Source organism: Vitiosangium sp. GDMCC 1.1324 (assembly GCF_003044305.1).
In the GTDB taxonomy this organism is placed as follows: Bacteria; Myxococcota; Myxococcia; order Myxococcales; family Myxococcaceae; genus Archangium.
The window spans coordinates 158311-177073 of sequence record NZ_PZOX01000017.1; the positions used below are offsets into that span (position 1 = coordinate 158311).

17 protein-coding genes are annotated in these 18763 nt (G+C 68.0%); 8 read left to right on the forward strand and 9 right to left on the reverse strand.

Annotated features, from left to right (window positions below):
- Positions 1 to 21: 21 nt before the first annotated feature.
- The 4 genes from DAT35_RS38905 (at position 22) to DAT35_RS38920 (ending at position 4457) form a co-directional block, all read left to right on the forward strand.
- Entirely contained in the window at positions 22 to 573 is a 552-nt protein-coding gene (locus DAT35_RS38905) for an ankyrin repeat domain-containing protein (protein WP_108074337.1), read from the forward strand.
- A 281-nt stretch (positions 574 to 854) separates the two neighbouring features.
- Positions 855 to 2060, forward strand: coding sequence for a threonine--tRNA ligase (thrS, locus tag DAT35_RS38910; protein ID WP_108074338.1), 1206 nt, complete (start codon positions 855 to 857; stop codon positions 2058 to 2060).
- A 176-nt stretch (positions 2061 to 2236) separates the two neighbouring features.
- Positions 2237 to 3433 (forward strand): alpha/beta hydrolase, encoded by a 1197-nt coding sequence (locus tag DAT35_RS38915; RefSeq protein ID WP_108074339.1) that lies wholly within the window; start codon positions 2237 to 2239, stop codon positions 3431 to 3433.
- Positions 3434 to 3518: 85 nt separating this feature from the next.
- Positions 3519 to 4457: an L-lactate dehydrogenase gene (locus tag DAT35_RS38920; RefSeq protein WP_233261976.1), complete on the forward strand. Its 939-nt coding sequence runs from the start codon at positions 3519 to 3521 to the stop codon at positions 4455 to 4457.
- 31 nt (positions 4458 to 4488) lie between these two features.
- Here the strand turns inward: DAT35_RS38920 and DAT35_RS38925 are convergent, their stop codons facing one another.
- Positions 4489 to 5214 carry a class I SAM-dependent methyltransferase gene (locus tag DAT35_RS38925; protein ID WP_304466078.1) on the reverse strand — a complete coding sequence of 242 codons (726 nt, stop codon included), beginning with the start codon at positions 5212 to 5214 and terminating at the stop codon, positions 4489 to 4491.
- Between the two features lie 166 nt (positions 5215 to 5380).
- Between DAT35_RS38925 and DAT35_RS38930 the strand changes: the two genes are divergently transcribed.
- Positions 5381 to 6172 (forward strand): glutaminyl-peptide cyclotransferase, encoded by a 792-nt coding sequence (locus DAT35_RS38930; RefSeq protein ID WP_233261977.1) that lies wholly within the window; start codon positions 5381 to 5383, stop codon positions 6170 to 6172.
- A gap of 22 nt (positions 6173 to 6194) precedes the next feature.
- Here DAT35_RS38930 and DAT35_RS38935 read toward each other — a convergent pair whose 3' ends face one another.
- The 8 genes from DAT35_RS38935 to DAT35_RS38970 form a co-directional block, all read right to left on the reverse strand.
- On the reverse strand, positions 6195 to 6776 hold the full coding sequence (locus DAT35_RS38935) for a hypothetical protein (RefSeq protein WP_108074342.1): 582 nt from the start codon (positions 6774 to 6776) through the stop codon (positions 6195 to 6197).
- Positions 6777 to 6925: 149 nt separating this feature from the next.
- On the reverse strand, positions 6926 to 8275 hold the full coding sequence (locus DAT35_RS38940) for a S41 family peptidase (RefSeq protein ID WP_108074343.1): 1350 nt from the start codon (positions 8273 to 8275) through the stop codon (positions 6926 to 6928).
- 39 nt (positions 8276 to 8314) lie between these two features.
- Positions 8315 to 9199, reverse strand: a complete 885-nt coding sequence (locus tag DAT35_RS38945; RefSeq protein ID WP_369946308.1) for an alpha/beta fold hydrolase — start codon at positions 9197 to 9199, stop codon at positions 8315 to 8317.
- A gap of 99 nt (positions 9200 to 9298) precedes the next feature.
- Positions 9299 to 10351, reverse strand: a complete 1053-nt coding sequence (locus tag DAT35_RS38950) for an oxidoreductase (RefSeq protein WP_108074345.1) — start codon at positions 10349 to 10351, stop codon at positions 9299 to 9301.
- A gap of 4 nt (positions 10352 to 10355) precedes the next feature.
- The gene (locus DAT35_RS38955) at positions 10356 to 11501 is read right to left on the reverse strand and encodes a murein hydrolase activator EnvC (RefSeq protein ID WP_108074346.1); all 1146 of its coding nucleotides are present in this window, start codon (positions 11499 to 11501) and stop codon (positions 10356 to 10358) included.
- Entirely contained in the window at positions 11498 to 12400 is a 903-nt protein-coding gene (locus DAT35_RS38960; RefSeq protein ID WP_108074347.1) for an ABC transporter permease, read from the reverse strand. The genes DAT35_RS38955 and DAT35_RS38960 overlap by 4 nt, the downstream gene beginning before the upstream one ends.
- Positions 12397 to 13092: a cell division ATP-binding protein FtsE gene (gene ftsE / locus DAT35_RS38965; protein ID WP_108074465.1), complete on the reverse strand. Its 696-nt coding sequence runs from the start codon at positions 13090 to 13092 to the stop codon at positions 12397 to 12399. Before ftsE ends, DAT35_RS38960 begins: the two co-directional genes overlap by 4 nt.
- Before the next feature lie 61 nt (positions 13093 to 13153).
- Positions 13154 to 13711 (reverse strand): hypothetical protein, encoded by a 558-nt coding sequence (locus tag DAT35_RS38970; RefSeq protein WP_108074348.1) that lies wholly within the window; start codon positions 13709 to 13711, stop codon positions 13154 to 13156.
- A gap of 224 nt (positions 13712 to 13935) precedes the next feature.
- Between DAT35_RS38970 and carF the strand changes: the two genes are divergently transcribed.
- From carF to DAT35_RS38985, 3 genes are all read left to right on the forward strand, one after another.
- Positions 13936 to 14796, forward strand: coding sequence for a plasmanylethanolamine desaturase (carF, locus tag DAT35_RS38975; protein WP_369946309.1), 861 nt, complete (start codon positions 13936 to 13938; stop codon positions 14794 to 14796).
- Positions 14797 to 14903: 107 nt separating this feature from the next.
- Entirely contained in the window at positions 14904 to 15929 is a 1026-nt protein-coding gene (locus tag DAT35_RS38980; RefSeq protein ID WP_108074349.1) for a LacI family DNA-binding transcriptional regulator, read from the forward strand.
- A gap of 501 nt (positions 15930 to 16430) precedes the next feature.
- Positions 16431 to 18713, forward strand: a complete 2283-nt coding sequence (locus DAT35_RS38985; protein ID WP_108074350.1) for a di-heme oxidoredictase family protein — start codon at positions 16431 to 16433, stop codon at positions 18711 to 18713.
- The last annotated feature ends 50 nt before the right edge of the window (positions 18714 to 18763 follow it).

The following is an 18763-nucleotide window of genomic DNA, read 5'->3' on the forward strand; positions in this document are numbered from 1 at the left end:
TCCTGACACGAGGACCTCTCCATGAAGACGAATACCCAGGAATCGCAGGCGAAGGTGACGGACGCGGATGTGATGAACGTGGCGCGGACGGCGTTCCAACACGCGAGGGCCGGAGAGGCGATGAGCCTGGCCTGGCTCGTCACGGCGGGGTTGCCGGCCAACCTCGCCAACGAGAAGGGGGACACGCTGTTGATGCTCGCGAGCTACCACGGGCATGTGGACGCCACCCGCGCTCTCCTGCTGCACGGAGCCGACCCGGAGCGAACCAACGACCGCGGGCAGACGCCACTCGCCGGGGCGGCCTTCAAGGGAGACGTCACCATCGCGAGGCTCCTGCTGGACCATGGCGCCCGCGTCGATGGCGCGGGACCGGATGGCAAGACGGCCCTCATGTTCGCGGCGATGTTCGACCGGGTGGAGGTGCTCGAGCTGCTGCTCGCTCGTGGCGCGGCGCCGGAGTTCGTGGACGCCGAGAAGCGCACGGCGCTCGACTACGCCCGCGCCATGGGTGCCCGACGCACGGCGGAGAAGCTCGCGGGGCTGCAAGGGACGAGCGCGCCGCAACGAGCCTGACACGTCGCCCATCCGCCGCCGTACGCGTTGCACGGCGGCCGGACAGTCATCGAAACCCGGCTTGACAAAAAATGCATCCGCACGCACCTTGCCCACCGTGAGCTTCGATTTCGCCACCACCACCACGACCACCACCGCCACTCGAACTGGCGGGAGCGGATTCGTGCGTGCAGTGAGCTGACGAACGCACGGTTCCCTGCCCCGCCTTCACCGGCCGGGGCGTCCGTGCAAGCGCTCAGTGCTCCGACCGGAAGGCTTCTTTTCCCGACTTGGAGACTGAAATGCTCGACGAACACGATCACCGTTCCCTTGGCCAGCGCCTGGACCTCTTCCACATGCAGGAGGAGGCCCCCGGCATGGTCTTCTGGCACCCGCGTGGCTACCTGCTGTACCGGCTCATCGAGGGCCGCGTCCGCCAGCAGATGCAACGCGATGGCTTCCTCGAAGTGAAGACGCCTCAAGTCCTCGCCCAGCCCATCTGGGAGCGCAGCGGCCACTGGGAGAACTTCCGCGAGAACATGTTCCTGCTCGCCGACGAGGGCGAGCGGCACCAGGCGCTGAAGCCGGTGAACTGCCCCGGCCACATCCAGCTCGTGCAGCGCATGGCCCCGAGCTACCGCGACCTGCCCTTGAAGGTGGGTGAGTTCGGGCTCGTGCACCGCAACGAGCCGGGTGGAGCGCTCCACGGCCTGTTCCGGCTGCGCCAGTTCACGCAGGACGATGGCCACGTCTTCTGTGCCGCGGAGCAGATGCGGGAGGAGGTCGCCCGCTTCTGCCGCTCGCTTCACGCCTTCTATGCCGACTTCGGCTTCGAGGACGTGGAGGTGGCCTTCTCTAGCCGTCCCGCCCAGCGCGCCGGAAGCGACGAGATGTGGGACCTTGCCGAGTCGCTCCTGCTCGAGGCCGCGAAACAGGCGGGGCTCGAGTGCGTCATGCAGCCCGGCCAGGGGGCGTTCTACGCGCCCAAGCTGGAGTTCGTGCTGAAGGACCGGTTGGGCCGCGCCTGGCAGTGCGGGACGATCCAGCTCGACCTGGTCCTGCCAGGACGGTTCGACATCCATTACGTGGATGCCTCGGGACAGAAACGCCAGCCGATGATGCTCCACCGGGCAATCCTCGGGAGTCTGGAGCGCTTCATCGGAATCCTGCTGGAGCACCACGGGGGCGCGCTGCCCGCGTGGCTGGCGCCGGAGCAGGTGGTGGTGGCCTCGGTGGGCGAGGCCCCCGCCGGTTACGCCGAGCGCTTCGCCGCGAAGCTGCGCGAGGCGGGCTGCCGCGCGAGCGTGGATGCGCGAGCCGAGTCACTCTCGCGGAAGATTGTCGACGCGCACCAGGCCGGCGTGCCGTGGCTCGTCGTGGTGGGCAATCGCGAGGTGGAGAAGAACGCCGTCCGGTTGCGGCGACGGGACGGAGAGCAGCGGGACCTGTCCTGGGACGAGGCGGTGGCGGCGCTCGTCTCCGAGTGCCGGCCCGCGGCCGCCGTGTGAATGAGGAGGCGGTGGCGCGGGAAGGCCACCGCCTCCCACTCCGGCTCGGCGCATTTCCCAAAGGAGCGGGCCCTCTCCGGGTCCACCGGTGCATGAGCGGGCGAGCCGCAAGCCCTCTCCGCATCCATTCTCAAGAGGGCGGTGGGGTTGCACTTTCCCTGGATAGGGGGAAGCACATGCCGAATCCCAGATCCTTGAGGAGGTGGATTGTCATCCTCGGTCTTGCGGGGCTCGCGGGCACCGCGCTCGCGCAGGGCACTCCGCAGCCCGGAGCACCGCCGGCGCCCGCCTCGCCGCCCCAGGCCACTCCGCCACCTGCCCCGCCCGCCCCGGGAGCACAGGCCCAGGTGGATCCGCAGACGCAACAGGTGCTGGATGCCCTCAAGGCACTCAACCCCCAGCCGATCCACACGCTGAAACCCGCCCAGGCCCGCCAACAGCCCGGGCTGAAGGACGCGGTGTCATCACTGCTCCAGAAGCAGGGCAAGCCCACCGAGCCCGAGAAGGTGGCGAAGGTGGAGGACCGCACCATCCCCGGCCCACAGGGAAACCTTCCGGTGCGCGTCTACACGCCCGAGGGCTCCGGGCCCTTCCCGGTGCTGGTGTACTTCCATGGCGGCGGCTTCGTGCTCGGCAACCTCGATACGTTTGACGCCAGTGCCCGCGCGCTCGCCAACCAGGGCAAGGCGGTGGTGGTGAGCGTCCAATACCGCCAGGCTCCCGAGCACCAATTCCCCGCGGCGCTCGACGACGCGGCGGCGGCCTTCCGCTACATCCAGAAGAACGCGGCGCAGTTCAACGGAGACCCCAAGCGCGTGGCGGTGGGCGGTGAGAGTGCGGGCGCCAACCTCGCCACGGCGGTGGCGTTGCGCCAGAAGAAGAACGGCAGCGTGCTGCCGGTCTACCAGCTCCTCATCTACCCGTTCGTCAGCAATGACCTGTCCACGCCCTCGAACCAGCAGTTCGGCGGCGGGCAGTACCTCCTGAGCAATGACGACCTCGGCTGGTTCTGGCAGCAATACCTGGGCAACAACTGGCGCGACAACCGCAACCCCGAGGCTGTCCCCCTCCAGGCAAGGCCGGAGCAGCTGCGAGGTCTGCCCCCAGCCTTCGTCATCACCGCCGGGCTCGACCCGCTACACGACGCGGGCCAGCAGTACGCGAGCAAGCTCCAGGACGCCGGCGTCCCCGTGGATGTGCGCAACTACGATGGCGTGATTCACGACTTCTTCGGGCTGGCACCCGTGCTCGACAAGGCGAAGCAGGCCCAGACGGATGCGGGCCAGGCGCTCCAGCGTGCCTTCTCCCAGCCCAAGCAGGGTCAGGGCATCGGTGGCTCGGGCTCGCAGCCCGTTCCCCCCGGTCCACCGTGACACGTTCGTCCCTCGACGGCTGGCACACACGAGTGTGGAGCCGCCTGATGGGCTGTGATTGGCTGCGCCGCCTATGACCGAGAGAGTGAACAAAGTCGCCATCGTCGGGGCCGGATCCGTGGGAGCCACCATCGCCTATGCCTCCATGATCCGGGGAGTGGCCAAGCAGCTCGCCCTCTACGACGTCAACCGGGCCAAGGTGGACGCGGAAGTGCTGGACTTGAACCACGGGCTCCAGTTCGTCCCCATGGCCACGCTCGAGGGCTCGGACGACATCGGTGTGTGCGCGGGAGCGGACGTGGTGGTCATCACCGCGGGGGCCAAGCAGAAACCGGGGCAGACGCGGATGGATCTCGCGGGAGCGAACGTGGCGCTGTGCCGCACGCTCGTCCCCCAACTGCTGAAGGTGGCGCCCAACGCGCTGCTGCTGGTGGTGACCAACCCGGTGGACGTGCTGACGTACGTGGTGCAGAAGCTGAGCGGGCTGCCCGCGCGGCGGGTGTTCGGCAGCGGCACGGTGCTCGACTCCTCGCGCCTGCGCTTCCTGCTGGCATGCCACCTGAAAGTGGCGGTGCAGAACGTGCACGCATTCATCGCGGGCGAGCACGGGGACTCGGAGCTTCCCCTGTGGAGCTCCGCGTCGGTGGGCGGCATCCCGCTCATGCAATGGGCGGTGCCCGGACACGCGCGGCTGACGGAGGAGGACCGCACCCGCATCTTCGACAACGTGCGCACCGCCGCCTACCAGATCATCCGCGGCAAGGGCGCCACCAACTACGCCATCGGCCTGGCCACGACACAGATTCTCGAGGCGGTGCTGCACGACGAGCAGCGGGTGCTGCCCGTGAGCTCGCGGATGGAGGGCTACCTCGGCATCCACGATGTGTGTCTGAGCATTCCGAGCATCGTCAACCGTGGAGGCGTGGAGTCGTTGCTGGAGTTGCCCATGAACGATGCGGAGCGTGACGGCCTGCGGCGTAGTGCTGACACCATCCGTCAGGCCATCCGCACCCTGGGCTTTTGACCTGCTTGAGCGGCTCTACACGCGCTGACGCTCAGCGCGGCTTGACGAACTTCAGTGCGAACCGGTCGCTGGTGCCACGGCGTGCACCCGCGGCCCCCGGGCTGGCGTCCCAGTCCCGCGCATCCTGCGGGTTGCGCCAGACGTCGCTCTCCGCCCCGAGCTGGAAGCCTGCGGCGAGCACCTCGGAGCGAACGGTCTCCTCGTCGATGCGGTGCAGCGTCTTGGCCTCGCTCACGCCCGCGCCGGGACGCGAGCTCGAGTCGATGACGACGTAGACACCACCGGGCTTGAGCGCCCGGAAGACGGCCGCGTTCATCTTCGCGCGGTCGGTCCCGAGCCACACGGCATCGTGGTAGATGGCGTTGCTCACCACGGCATCCAGGCCGGTGGCCTCGGGCGGCAGGGGATCATCGAGCTCGCGGTCGGCCCGCACCACGTTCTGGTTGACGGGACGGGCGAGCCGCTCGGTCCAGGGCTTCTCGACGAAGCGCTCGAGGATGAGCGGGGTGTTGTTGCCATAGACGACGCCCGAGGGGCCCACGGCGCGGGCGAGCAACTCGGTGGTGTACCCCCGACCGGCCATCAGCTCGGCGACCTTCATGCCGGGCTGGACGCCCACGAAGTCGAGCAGGGCGGCGGGGTGGCGTCCCTCGTCGAGGGCCCGATCGGCCTCGAGCCGATCCGGTGCATCGACGATGGCCCGCGCAGCCGGAGAGGGGCTCGCGAGGGCGGAAGGAGAGGACTCAGGCGGCGTCATATGGGCACAGCCTACCAAGGTGAGACATGAGGCGATGAGGAGGTAGCGCATGGGGCCGCGAGCATAAGTCAGAAAAGAAACCGGCGAGGGTGCATCATGTCGGGGAAGATCCATCCCGCGCCCCTGTTCCCCGGCTGGCCCTCACGTCCTCCTGGAGCCCCTCATCGTGAACTCTCGAAGTGCCTCTCTCGCGCGGCTCTCGCCCTTCCTGCTCCTGACCGTGCTCGGGTGCCGCAACAACGAGCTCCACACCACGGGAAGCACACCGGTGTCCGGGTTCGAGGTCGTCCAGAGCTGGCCCCATGACCCCAACGCCTTCACGCAGGGACTCCTCTATCGAGACGGCAAGCTGTACGAGGGCACGGGCCTCAATGGGCAGTCGAGCCTCCGTCAGGTGGAGCTCGAAACGGGTGCAGTCCTGCGCAAGCAGGATCTCGCCCGGCAGTACTTCGGAGAAGGGCTCGCGTTCCTCGGGGGCAGGCTCTACCAGCTCACCTGGCGCTCGCACGTGGGCTTCATCTACGACGCCGCGACGTTCCAGCAGGTGGGGCAGTTCAACTTCGACACCGAGGGGTGGGGGCTCACCGAGGATGGCACGTCGCTCATCATGAGCGATGGCACCAGCACGCTGCGCTTCCTCGACCCGCGGACGCTCGCGGTGCAGCAAACCCTCAAGGTGACCGACGAGGGCCGTGAAGTCTCACGGCTCAACGAGCTGGAGTACGTCAAAGGTGAGATCTACGCGAACGTCTGGATGACCGACCGCATCGCGCGGATCGACCCGGCCACGGGACGGGTGAACGGGTGGATCGACCTCACGGGGCTCCTCGCGCCGGAGGACCGGAGCGGGAACGAGGACGTGCTGAACGGGATTGCCTACGACGCGGCCCACGACCGGCTGCTGGTCACCGGGAAGAAATGGCCGAAGCTGTTCCAGATCCGCGTCGTGCCCCGGTAGGCCCTCTGTCCGGAGGCCCTCCTCAGGGTGTGCAACCGGCGGGGCCGGAGAGGGTCAGGGTGGCGGTCGCCCCCCAGACATCCTTGAAGGTGATGACTCGCCCCGAGCCCGTGACGGAGATGGCATACGAGGAGAAGTTCAGGATGGGCTGCAGGAACATGAACGAGGCCTGAGCTGTCGCACCGGTGAACGTCAGGTAGTAGCTGTACGTCGTGCGGCCGCCATCCATCCGAACCCATGACGTGCCGGGGGCATAGACGCCCTGCAATCCGCTCTGGGCGATATCCGGATCGTTGAACGCGCCAGAGACCGTTGCTCCTGAGAGCGTCAAGGTGCCGGACTCCCCGTTCCGGGCAATGAAGGTGAGCGTATTGCCGGACCCGATGACCCGGACGATGGGATTCTTGCTCGCCCAGTTGGCATCGAGGTCATTGAGACTGTTCCCCGAGGCGGTGAAGGAGCCCGACACCGTCGGACACGGAGTGAGTGCCTCCCGAGAGGAAGCAAGGGCCTCCTCCTCGACGGGAACACCCTCACCGACGGCACCTCCGCACCCCACCAGCAGCATCATCACACCAACACGCAGGACTCGCTCTTTGCTCATGTCCACGGCTCTCCTCTGGGTGAGCTGGGGACGGTACCGACGGGCTGAAACCTGAATCAACCCTCAAGTGGAGAAAATCGGTATAGCCGGGAACTCATGACGCATATCGTCATGAGCGTTACGGCCCGGAGCAGGAGGGGGCGTGGGGCTCAGTGACTCTCGTTGCTGGCCTTCACGGGCGTCTTCGTGCCGGTGTTCGACACGCTGTTCAGGTAGTTCAGCGACATCTTCAACTGGTGGTCGGTCAGCTTCGCCGTCACGTCCCAGTCGCGCACGCTCTCGGGCAGACCCTTGGGCTTCGCCACCGTCTCGGTCTCGGTCGCCACCGACGGCTCCGCCTTGAAGTGCCGCTCCAGGTCCTTCTCCCGAGGCTGGTCCTTCGCGCCCTTCGCACTCGGAGACTCCGGCACCCAGTAGTCCGGCGTGATGCCCTTCTCCTGGATGCTGCGTCCCTTCGGCGTGTAGTAGCGCGCGATGGTCAGCTTCAGCCCCGAGCCATCCTCCAGCTCGATGACCGTCTGCACGCTCCCCTTTCCAAAGGTCTGCGTCCCCAGGATGGTCGCGCGCCCGTAGTCCTGCAGCGCTCCCGCGACGATCTCCGACGCCGATGCGCTTCCCGCGTTCACCAGCACCACCAGCGGGTAGCCCGGCTCCGTGTCCCGGTCCTTGCTCCGCTCCTCGGTGGTGTTGTTCCCCTTGCGCCCTCGCGTGCTCACGATGGGCAGGTTCCCCGGCAGCCACAGGTCGCTCACCGCCACCGCCTGGTCCAGCAGCCCGCCCGGGTTGTTGCGCAGATCCAACACCACCCCGCGCAGCGGCTTGCCTCCGTTCTGCTCGCGCAGTCGGTCCAGCTCCTTGCGCAGGTACACCGCCGTGCGGTCCTGGAAGTTCTTCACCTTCAGGTGGGCGATGCCTCCGTACAGCGCGCCTTCCACCGAGACGATGCGGATGTGGTCCCGGATGATGGCCAGCTCGCGCGGCGCGTTGAAGCCCTCGCGCATGATGGTCAGCAGCACCCGCTTGCCCGCCGGGCCCCGCATGCGCTGCAGCACGTCCCCCAGGTCCATCCCCTGCGTGCTCTCGCCGTCGATGGCGACGAGCTCGTCTCCGGCCCGGATGCCCGCTCGCGCCGCCGGCGTGTCATCGATGGGCGCCACCACCACGATGCTGTCGCCCTTGCGCAACACTTCGATGCCCAGCCCTCCGAACTCGCCGGAGGTGTCGATCTTCATCTCCTTGAAGACCTCGGGCGGCATGAAGACGGTGTGCGGATCCAACGTCTCCAGCATCCCCTTGATGGCGCCCTGCATCAGCTTCTTGTCGTCCACCGGCTCCACGTAGTTGTTCTCCACGTAGGAGAGCACCCGGGCGAACACCTCGAGCTGCTCGTACGTGGGCGTGTTGGTGGAGGACGGCTCGCGTCCGTCGGCCCGCGCCGTGGGGGCCAGGAGCAACAGGCCCGCGGCGAGCGCCGCGCGCCAGGAGTGCAGGGAGCGCATGGTGCCCGACTCTAGCACCCGGCCTGCGCCGCGGCCCTCCTACAGCCCGGTGCCGTCCGCGAACTGCACCAGTTCCGACACGAGCTCGTCTGGCCGCTCCACGTGCGGGATGTGCCCGAACCCCTCCACCACTCGCACCCGCGCATGCGCCGGCAGATTCGAGCGAAAGAAGCCCAGGCTCTCGTGGGGCAGCAATTTCTCACTCCCACCCCACACGAACAGGACGGGCATGGCGAGCGCCTGGAGCGCCTCGGCCTTGAGGTACTCGCCCCTGGCCAGCGCGTCCGCGCTCAGCGCGCGCACCGCGGGAGTGGAGTAGATGCCGCGCACCGTGTCGGCGAACAGCATCATCAGCCAGGGCGGCCGGTGGAAGAGACGTTTGGTGAGCGCCCTCGACTGCTCGGGGGTGCGCACGTCCATGGCCTCCAGCACCTCGCGGATGAGCTCGTGCCCCACGTCCGCGCCCGCCGGAGCCACCAGCCCCAGCGCGCGCACCAGCTCGGGGTGCTCCGTCGCCAGCTGCGCCGACAGGGCGCCGCCCAGCGAGTTGCCCACCACGAAGGACGCGCCGCCCACCACCTTCCGGCAGTACTCCACCAACAGGTCGTACTGGCCGCGCACGCACGTGGGCCCGAGGCAGTACTCCGGCGAGAAGCCATGCCCTGGCAGGTCCACCGCGAGCACCCGCTCGAAGCGCTTCGCCAGTCCGAAGAAGATGCGCGCGAAGCCGTTGGCCGTCCCACCCAGGCCGTGCACCAGCAGCACCGTCGGCCCCTTGCCACTCCCCTTCAGCTCGTAGTGGTGCAGCGGCTGACCCGCGATGTTCACCACTTCCGACCGAACCCCGCGCGCCACCAGCATGCGCCGGGTGACTTCCTGTAGTCCTGAGATGAGATCCACGATGGGAAGCCTAACCGTCCTCATGCCGCACCGCATCATTTCCGCGCGGCGTTCTATCCACGAGCGAACGTCAGCCCGGGAGCCAGCCCTCCGCCAGGTGGGGATGAAACCTCCCGCGGTGGCTCACCCGGGCGAGTGCTCGAGGGTGATGCGCCGGCCCTCCCCGGCACTGCGCACCGCCGCATCGAGCACCCGGATGACCTGGGCCGCGCTCTCCGCCGTCACCGGCACGGGCCCCTCGCCAGCGATGGCCGCGGCCAGTTGGCGGTAGAACTCCTCATAGCGGCCTGGGAGGGTCGGCACGCCGCCGCCGCGGCTCAGCCGGCCATGATGCTCCACGGGCTCGACGCCCCAGCCCTCCTGGCCCGGCCGAAGCCCCTTGCCGAGCTGCTCCTCCTGCGGATCGAGCCCGTACTTGCTCCAGGCCTCCGCCTCGCCCTGCAGCACGAAGCGGGGCCAGGGCTCATGCACCACCGAGCCGGAGTGCAGGATGACGCGCAGCTCGCCATAGCGCAGCAGCAGGTGGAACCAGTCCGTTGCCCGCGCCCCCTGCCGCTGCTTGCCGAGATCGGCGCTGATGGATTCGGGCAGGCCGAACAACTGCAGGGCCTGATCGACCAGGTGGGCACCGAGATCCCACAGCGTGCCGCCACCGGGGACATCGTCCTCCTTCCAGCGCACCTTCACCTGGGGCCGGAAGCGATCGAAATGGCTCTCGAAGCTGTACAACCGGCCGAGGCGTCCCTGCTCCAGCAACTGACGCACGGTGAGGAAATCACCATCCCAGCGCCGGTTGTGGAAGACGGTCAGACACCGGCCCCGCTCGCGAGCCAGCGCGGCCAACCGCAGGGCCTCGGCCGGGTCCAGGGTGAAGGGCTTCTCCACGACCACGTGCTTGCCCGCCAGGAGGGCCCGCTCCGCCAGAGCCGCGTGCGTGTCGTTGGGCGTGGCGATGATGATCAACTCCAGCGAGGGATCCGCCAGCAGCGCTTCCTGGGAGAGCACGCGCACGCCCGGCCAGTCGCGCGCTACCTCCTCGGCCCGGCTTGTGGCGACCGCGGAGAGGGTGAAGGCGGGCTCCGAGGCGAGCAGCGGTGCATGGAAGCGGGCCCCGGACAGACCGTAGCCCAGCAGCCCCGTGCGGATGGGAGAGCGAGAGGAAGTGGAGGGTCTCATAGCGTTAGCGTGTGGATGACAGCCAGGGGGCCGGGTCCACGGCCTGCCCGGCCCGGCGGATCTCGAAGTACAGGTAGGCGCCCTTGAGCGAGCCCGTGTCGCCCACCTCGCCCACCACATCGCCCGCGACCACCCGAGCGCCCACCTGCTGGGCCACCGAGGACAGGTGCGCCACCAGCGTGTGGTAGCCACCCCCATGGTCGAGGATGAGCAGGTTGCCGTAGCCGCGCATCCATCCCGCGTAGGCCACCGTGCCCTCCGCCACCGCCTTCACCGGCGTGCCCGCGGCCGCGCGGATGTCCACGCCCTTCTGCACGGTGACGGTGTTGAAGCGCGGGTTCACCACCCGTCCGAAGCCCACCTCGATGGTGCCCGGCGAGGGGAACGGCAGCTTTCCCTTGAGCGCCCCGAAGCCGGACGCGGCCGGGCCCTCGTTCATCTCCTGGATGACGCGCGTGAGGTCCGAGTCCGCCTGCTCCAGCTCGCGCACCATGCGTCGCGCCAGCTCCGCCTCGCCCTTGATGGCACCCACCACCTCCTCGAGCGCCTCCTGCTGTGCCTTCGCCAAGGCCGCCTGCTCGCGCAGGAAGCCCAGCCGCACGTCCAGCGAGCCCTGCAATCGGCGCAGCTCGGCCGCCGCCTGGCGCCGCAACCGCGCCACCCGCTGCACCGTGCGCAGCATCCTCAAGTCCTCCTCCAGCGTCGCCCGCAGTGCACGCGAACGCCACACCATGGCGGAGAAGTCCCTGGCGCTCAGCAGCACCTCCAGCGGCCGGCGCCGCATCAGCCGGTACATGCCCCACAACCGCGGGGACAGCCGGCGCAGCTGCTCGCGCAGCATCTCCTGCGTCACCGCGTCCTCGTGCTCGGCCACGGCCAGCCGTTTGCGGAAGACGGCCAGGTCCCGTTCCAGGGCCCTCACCCGCTGAGAGCTGGTGGCCGCCCGCTGCTCCACCATCTCCAGCACTTCCAGCGCGGACACCTTGCGCGATTCGATGAGCGCGAGCGCCGCCCGCTGCGTGGTCAACTTCTCGCGCACGGCCTCCCGCTCGGCCGCCTCGTCCTGCACGGGCGGCTGTGGCGCGGCGCCGTCCTGGGACAGGGCTACGCCACCCCACAGCAGCAGCGAGAGGAGGACGAGCCGGCTCATACCCGCAGGAAGCGCCCCACCGCGATGAAGCTCCCGCCCAGTCCCAGCGCGCAGCCCGCCGCCAGCAGCTCCAGCGCGAGGCCCGGCTCCAAGAGCGGCACCCGGCCTCCAGGACCCACCAGGAAGGAGAAGAGCGAGGCCATTCCCGGTCCCACCAGCCGATCGAAGGCCACCAGTCCCGCCAGCGCCACCCCGGCCCCGAGCAGCCCCTGCAACAAGCCCTCGATGAGGAAGGGCGCCTTGACGAAGCGATCCGTCGCGCCCACCAGCTTCTGGATCTCAATCTCCTCGCGCCGCGCGTAGATGGCGAGCTGGAGCGTCGCGGACACGATGACCACCGTGGCCAGCAGCACCACCGCGAAGGCCACCCACCCGCCATAGCGCAGTGCCTTCGAGATGGCCGAGAGCCGCTCCACCGCCTCCTCGCCATAGTCCACGCCGGTGACGCCGGGCATGGCGCGCAGTTCCTGGGCCAGGGCCTTCAGCGCGCCCGGGGTGCGCCGCTCCTGGGGCACCTCCAGCTCCAGCGAGGGCGGCAGCGGATTCTCGGGCAGGTGCGCCAGCGCCTCGCCCAGGTCGCCCAGCTCCCGGGCCAGACGATCCAGCGCGGCCTGTGGGGGAACCAGCGAGGCCCGGCCGCCACTGGTGGCCACCATCCGGTCCCGCAGCACCGCGGCTCCCTCCTCATCGAGTTCGGGGGACAGGTACACCGTCACCTGTACCTCACCGCCCAGCGAGCCGACGAGCGCGTCCACCATCCGCCCCATGGCCTGGGCCAGCCCCGCGGAGAAGAGGGCGATGGCGATCGTCGTCACCGCGATGAAGTGCACGAAGGGCGCGTGCCGCAGCCCCGAGGCCGCCGTGCGCCAGAAGTATGCCGCCTTCGCGAGCGCGCTCATCCCGCCGCCATCCGCCGGGCGGCCTTCACGCCGTCCTCGTCCGAGACGATCATCCCGCGCTCCAGCCGCAGCGTGCGCTTCTGGTAGCGGGTGATGAGGCTGGTGTCGTGGGTGGCCACCAGCACCGTGGTGCCCCGCGCGTTCACGTCCATCAACAGGTCCATGATCTCCAGCGTGAGCGCCGGGTCCAGGTTGCCGGTGGGCTCGTCCGCCAGGAGGATGGTGGGGTCATTGACGAGCGCCCGGGCAATCACCACGCGCTGCTGCTCACCTCCGGAGAGCTTCAGCGGCAGCGAGCCCGCCTTGTGCTGCAGGCCCACCATCTTGAGCATCCGCTGCACGCGCTCGCGGGCCTGGGCGCGGGGCACGCCGAGCACGTCCAGGGCGAAGGCCACGTTCTCCTCCACCGTGCGGTGCGGCAGCAGCTTGAAGTCCTGGAACACCACCCCGATGTTGCGCCGCAGGTAGGGCACGGCCGATTCGCGGATGCGCGCGATGTTGCGCCCGCCCACGAGCACCTGCCCCTTGGTGGCCTTCTCCCCGCAGAAGATGAGCTTCATGAGCGTCGTCTTCCCCGCGCCCGAGGGCCCGGTGAGGAAGACGAACTCGCCCTTCTCCACGTGGAGGTTGATGTCCGAGAGGACGGGCGGATCTCCCGGATACGCCATGTAGACGTGGAACATCTGGATCATCGGCGCGGCGATCATCGCCTCCGAATGCACGGAGGGCAAACGCACGGCCACCGAGGACCGGCTACTGGTTGTCCTCGCCCGCCAAGTAGCTGAGGATGACCTCGTCCAGGCTCTTCTCGGAGATGAGGTCCTCGCCGAAGAGCGTCTCCACACCCACCTCGTTGATCTTCGGCGCCACCTGCAGGGCGCGAGCGGCGGCGATCTCCGGGGGAACGAAGGTGGCCGATGGCGCGGCGGGCTGCGGGGCCCGGGTGGCCTGCTGCGCCTGGCCCGGCTGCATCCGCGCGTGGGCGGCGTCCTCGGCCGAGCCCAGCTGACCGGGCTGGTAGTGACGCACTCCCGTCTCGTACCCGTCGTACACGCCGTTGATGAGGTTGCGCAGCATCTCCTTGTGCTGCTCCTCCATCAACTCGCGCACGACCTCGGCGAGGTTCTCCGCGTTGAGGATGTCGGCGTACGACGTCTTCTTCGACGCGAGGATGTTCCCCCCCACGAACAGGTGGGTGATGATGTGGGGATTGTTGACGCCCGAGTCCTCGGTCTGGACGTGGTAGACCTTCCCCTTGTACTTGATGTTGTGGTTGAAGCCGGTGACGGCTTTTTCGAAGGTTTTCGCCATGCCCGAGGCTGCGGAACGTACCAGCGGGGCATGGGGGTGACAAGGAACGCGTCGGCCCGGCCTGGTTGAATGCCTGCTGGCTTCCCGGCTGGAAGGCCGGGCACCTGCACCGTTCACCGGGCACCTGCACCGTTCATCGGATGCCTTCGTTCAAAATCCCACTGCGAGTAGACTGCGCCCGCCACCGGGGGGAAGGCGACCGCCGGAGCCATCACGGAACGGACATGACGATGAAGAACGAGCTCAAGAATCAGCTGCGCCAGCAGGACGCCTCGGCGTTGGCCCAGGGCTACTCGCCCGCCATCCGCGTCATGGAGATCGCCAGCATCGTCACCTTCGTGGGCCTCGAGTCGGCCCTCGTCTGGCGGCTGTGGGGCAACCCCCATACGGGCCCCTGGTTGCTGCTCAGCGCCCTGCTGCTGGGCTACCTGGCGGCCGACTTCGTCTCCGGCTTCGTCCACTGGATGGGCGACACCTGGGGCTCCACCGACATGCCGGTGCTCGGCAAGGCCTTCATCCGGCCCTTCCGCGAGCACCACGTGGATGAGAAGGCCATCACCCGCCACGACTTCGTGGAGACCAACGGCAACAACTGCCTCGTCTCCATCCCCGTGGCCATCCTCGCGGTGGTGCTCCCCCACGCAAGCCCGGGCCAGGTGTTCCTCTCCGCCTTCCTCGGGGCGATGATCTTCTGGGTGATGGCGACCAACCAGTTCCACAAGTGGTCGCACATGGACGAGCCCCCCGCGCTCATCGGCTTCCTGCAGCGCGTGCACCTCATCCTGCCGCCAGCCCACCACCGCATCCATCACACGGCGCCCTACAACAAGTACTACTGCATCACCGTGGGCTGGATGAACAAGCCGCTGATGATGATCGGCTTCTTCCCCACGATGGAGCGCCTCATCACCTGGGCGACCGGCGCCATTCCCCGCAAGGACGACATCGGCACCGAGGCCGCGCTGGAGCTCTTCGCGGCCACCTCCACCGCCGAGCCTCCCGTGGTCCAGGCCGCCAAGGAGCTGCTCGAGGTCACCGCCCCCTCCGAGGACACCAAGCCCGCGTCCCCGGTGCGTCCGTCCTGACGCGCGAACGAGCATTTCCGGGCGTGGCGTGGAGACCTGGGTGTACGCTCCAGGCGAGCCTGCTTTGACAGCGCTATCAAACTGTCGATATGTTATGGGATCCTCCTATGGATGGTCGTGGTCCCAACGCAGTGACGCTGGAGGAAGTCGCTCGCCGTGCCGGAGTTTCGCCGAGTACGGTGTCGCGCATCCTCAACGGCACCGCGCGTGTGAGAGAGAGCAAGCGTCAGGCAGTGGAGCAGGCCATTGCCGACCTTGATTACCGTCCCAATGTGATGGCCCAGGGCCTGGCCCGCGGCAGCTCGATGTCGGTGGGCGTGATCACCCAGGACATCGCCAGCCCCTTCTACAATGAGTCCCTCAAGGGCATTGAGGACAGCCTGGCCGGCGCTGGCTCCGGCTACGCGCCCTTGTTCGTGAGTGGCCACTGGAAGAAGGAGAAAGAGGCGGAGTGCCTGTCCTTGCTGGCGGCGCGCCGCGTGGACGGGTTGGTCGTGCTGACGGGCGTGGTCGACGACGCCACGCTGCTGGATCACGCGACTCGAATGCCGCTCGTCATCACCGGCCGCAACCTGCAAGGGCCCAATGTCGTCAGCATCCATGCCGACAACGAGCAGGCCGGCTTCGATGCCACCCAGCACCTGATCGAACTGGGTCACACCCGCATCGCCCATATTTCCGGGCCGGAGGGCAACCTGGATGCACAGGCACGGCTGGCCGGCTACCGCCGGGCGCTGAAGGAAGCCAATCTGCCGGTGGAGGAGCGGCTGATCGCCACCGGCGACTTCCATGAAACCGGAGGCCTGCTGGCGGTGAACCAGCTGCTGGAGACCCGCCTCAACTTCACCGCGCTGTTCGTCGCCAATGATCAGATGGCCTACGGCGCCCGCCTCGTGCTGTACCGCAAAGGCATTCGCGTACCCGAGGACGTGTCGATCATCGGCTTCGACGATCTACCGGCCTCGCTCTACTCCACGCCGCCCCTCACCACCGTACGCCAGCCGGCGTACGATCTCGGGAAGATGGCCGGCGATGCGATCCTGCGGCTGATCCACGGCCAGAAGGTCTCGATTCCCACCATCCCGTTGCAGGTGATCGTGCGCGAATCGACCATGCGGCGGCGCGGCACGTAAGGCGCGTCTCACGTCGAGGCCCTCCCGGGTGTGCGCGTCTGCGCCACGCGAGGAGGGCCTCGCCGCGTCCAGGTCCAAGGGAACGGAGGGTCTGTCCGGCCAAGGGGCGCTGCCCGCTCGGCCCATTCCTGCCTTCATGACGCAAGCGCTGTCATGGATTGGAGCCATTTGACGCAAGGTGCCATGAATTCAGGCCAGTGAGCGGGGCCAGGTCGCAGGGCAAGAGAAGCAAACGCTACCAGCCGCTCGAGCCAGTTTGACGCACAGCACCATGAACACGGGCCGTGCGCCTCTGGTTCAAATGTCTTGTTTGCGATTGAAGCGGAATTCGTGCTCACAAATCGTGAATGCGCTTTCACCAAATCCTTTACTCCTAGGAAAAGTGGATTTACGGTGGGTCCGTGAAAGCGTCGAACGGCCAGGAATCGCCGAGGCGCTCTCTTGACGCAGTGCGAAACGCTTCCACTGCCAGCCGTCATCAACAGATCAGGAACACCAACCATGTCGACTTCGAAATCGTGGAGTGGAGAACGAGAGTGGCTGGCGGGAAGGAGGGCGTGGATCGCGAGCGCCGTGGGATTGCTGCTCGCCACGAGTCTGGCCTGCGGGCCGGGCACGGACGTCAGCCATGAGGATGTGCTGGAGAGCACGGCACAGCCGGCCACCGCGGTCGTGCCGCTCTTCGACAGCAGTACGTCGCTCGAGCCCGCGCTCGTGGTGGACACGCCCACGGCCCTCATCACCCGGCTGGCGGATCGGGCGCGCGATCGTCACGCGCGTGAATCCCAGTTTCAGAGCTACGAGCACTACCTGCCGCTGTATTTCGAGAACCGCACGATCTCCATCGAGGTGCTCGACCGTGTCGCCAAGGGAGGCAGTGACATCACGGTCAACATCACCTCGCTGTGGCCGCTGGATACGCCGGACTTTCGCGCGTTCTACCTGGGCCAGGGCGTGCTCACGAACTACTACTTCAACGTCGACATGACGCAGGTGGACTCGCTCCACTACACGGCCACGATCAACTACAACCAGAAGGCCAACCGGCCGCTGCAGGTCGGCGATCGGATGGAGATCGAGATCAGCCAGTTCCTGCAGCCCACGGTGTCGGGCCGCGCCAACTACTATGGGACGGCGTTCCTCTACGTCGTCGGCCAGGGAGGCATGGTTCCGTGGGAAGGCATTGGCGCCAACCTGGACTCGTCCCCGCTGGCGCAGACGGCCTGGCTGGGGGGCCGCACAACGCTCAGCTACAGCTACTCCAACGAGCCGCAGCACCTGTTCAAGCAGATGGCGACGAACCTGGCGCCGGTGAACGCGCAGCCGTTCGTCGAGGGCCGGCGGTTGCACCACACCGACTTCGGAGACGGCTCGCACTCAGAGGTCGGCAACCCGGTGTTCACGTCGCAGCAGAACAAGCTCGGGCCCCGGTTCGCGGCGCGCAGCTGCGTCGGCTGCCACACCAACAACGGCCGCGCGCTGCCGCCGGGCGCGTCCACGGCCGCGGTCAACGTGCAGTTCTTCGCCAACAACGCGGCCTGGGCCGATCTCCACTACAGCATCAACGGCGGTGGGCAGCAGAGCTTCCGGATGGCGCACGACGCCTCCAACAACAACACGTACACCGTGAGGGACATCCCGGGTGGCGCGACCGTGCAGTACCACTTCACGATCGCCAACGCCTCGGGTGGAGCGGTGGACACGGCCGCGGCGCAGTTCACGGTGAGCGGCGGCGGCTCGGGTGGCACCAGCAGCTACGGCTACTCCGTCCTCTCGCCGCCCCTGAGCTACGTCATCAAGGTCGGCCAGGTGAGCGGCACCACGGTGACTGACCATCCGCTGCTGGGAGCCGCGCTGCAATCGCAGAGCACCAGCGGCAGCCCCGAGGGCAACGTGAGCATCTCGAGCTGGACGACGACGAGCGGCACGTTCGGCGATGGGACGGCGTACGAGCTGCGGCGTCCGAACTACACCTTCACGGGGACCGTTCCTGCGAACTACTCGGCCCGCCTCACGCCGCCCCTGGTGGGCATGGGGCTGCTCGAGGCGATCCCGGAGAGCTCCGTGGCCAGCCTGGAGGATCCCAACGACAGCAATGGCGACGGCATCTCCGGGCGCATGCAGGTCGTGACCGATCCTCAGACGGGCCAGCAGCGCCTGGGGCGCTTTGGTTGGAAGGCCGGCAAGGCGCGCCTGAGCCAGCAGATCGCGATCGCGCTCAACCAGGACATGGGCGTCACCACATCCATCTACCCGACGCCGGATTGCGGCTCGTCACAGACCTGCTCCGCGGCGGGCACCGAGCTGAGCGATGCGGAGCTGGACAAGCTGGTGCGCTACGTCTCCCTGCTCGCGGTTCCGGCACGCCGAAACCTCGGCGACGCGCAGGCGCAGCAGGGCGAGAGCTTGTTCACCAGCCTCGGCTGCGCCAAATGCCACGCGCCGACGCTGACGACCAGCGCGTATCACCCCAAGGCCGAGCTGCGTAGCCAGACGATCCGCCCGTACACGGACCTGCTGCTGCACGACATGGGCACGGGGCTGGCGGACAACCTCCCCGAGGCTGGCGCTTCGGGAGCGGAGTGGCGCACCCCGCCGCTGTGGGGCATCGGCCTGACGGCCAGTGTCAGCGGCGGCGAGGCCTACCTGCATGACGGCCGCGCGCGCAGCCTGACCGAGGCCATCTTGTGGCACGGCGGCGAGGCCAACACCTCCAAGGAGAGCTTCCGCACCCAGTCCAGCGCCAACCGGGCGGCGCTGCTCAAGTTCCTGCAGTCACTCTGAGCCTTCGTCTTCACCCCTTCATCTCGAGCAGTGCGTCGAATCATCCCGGA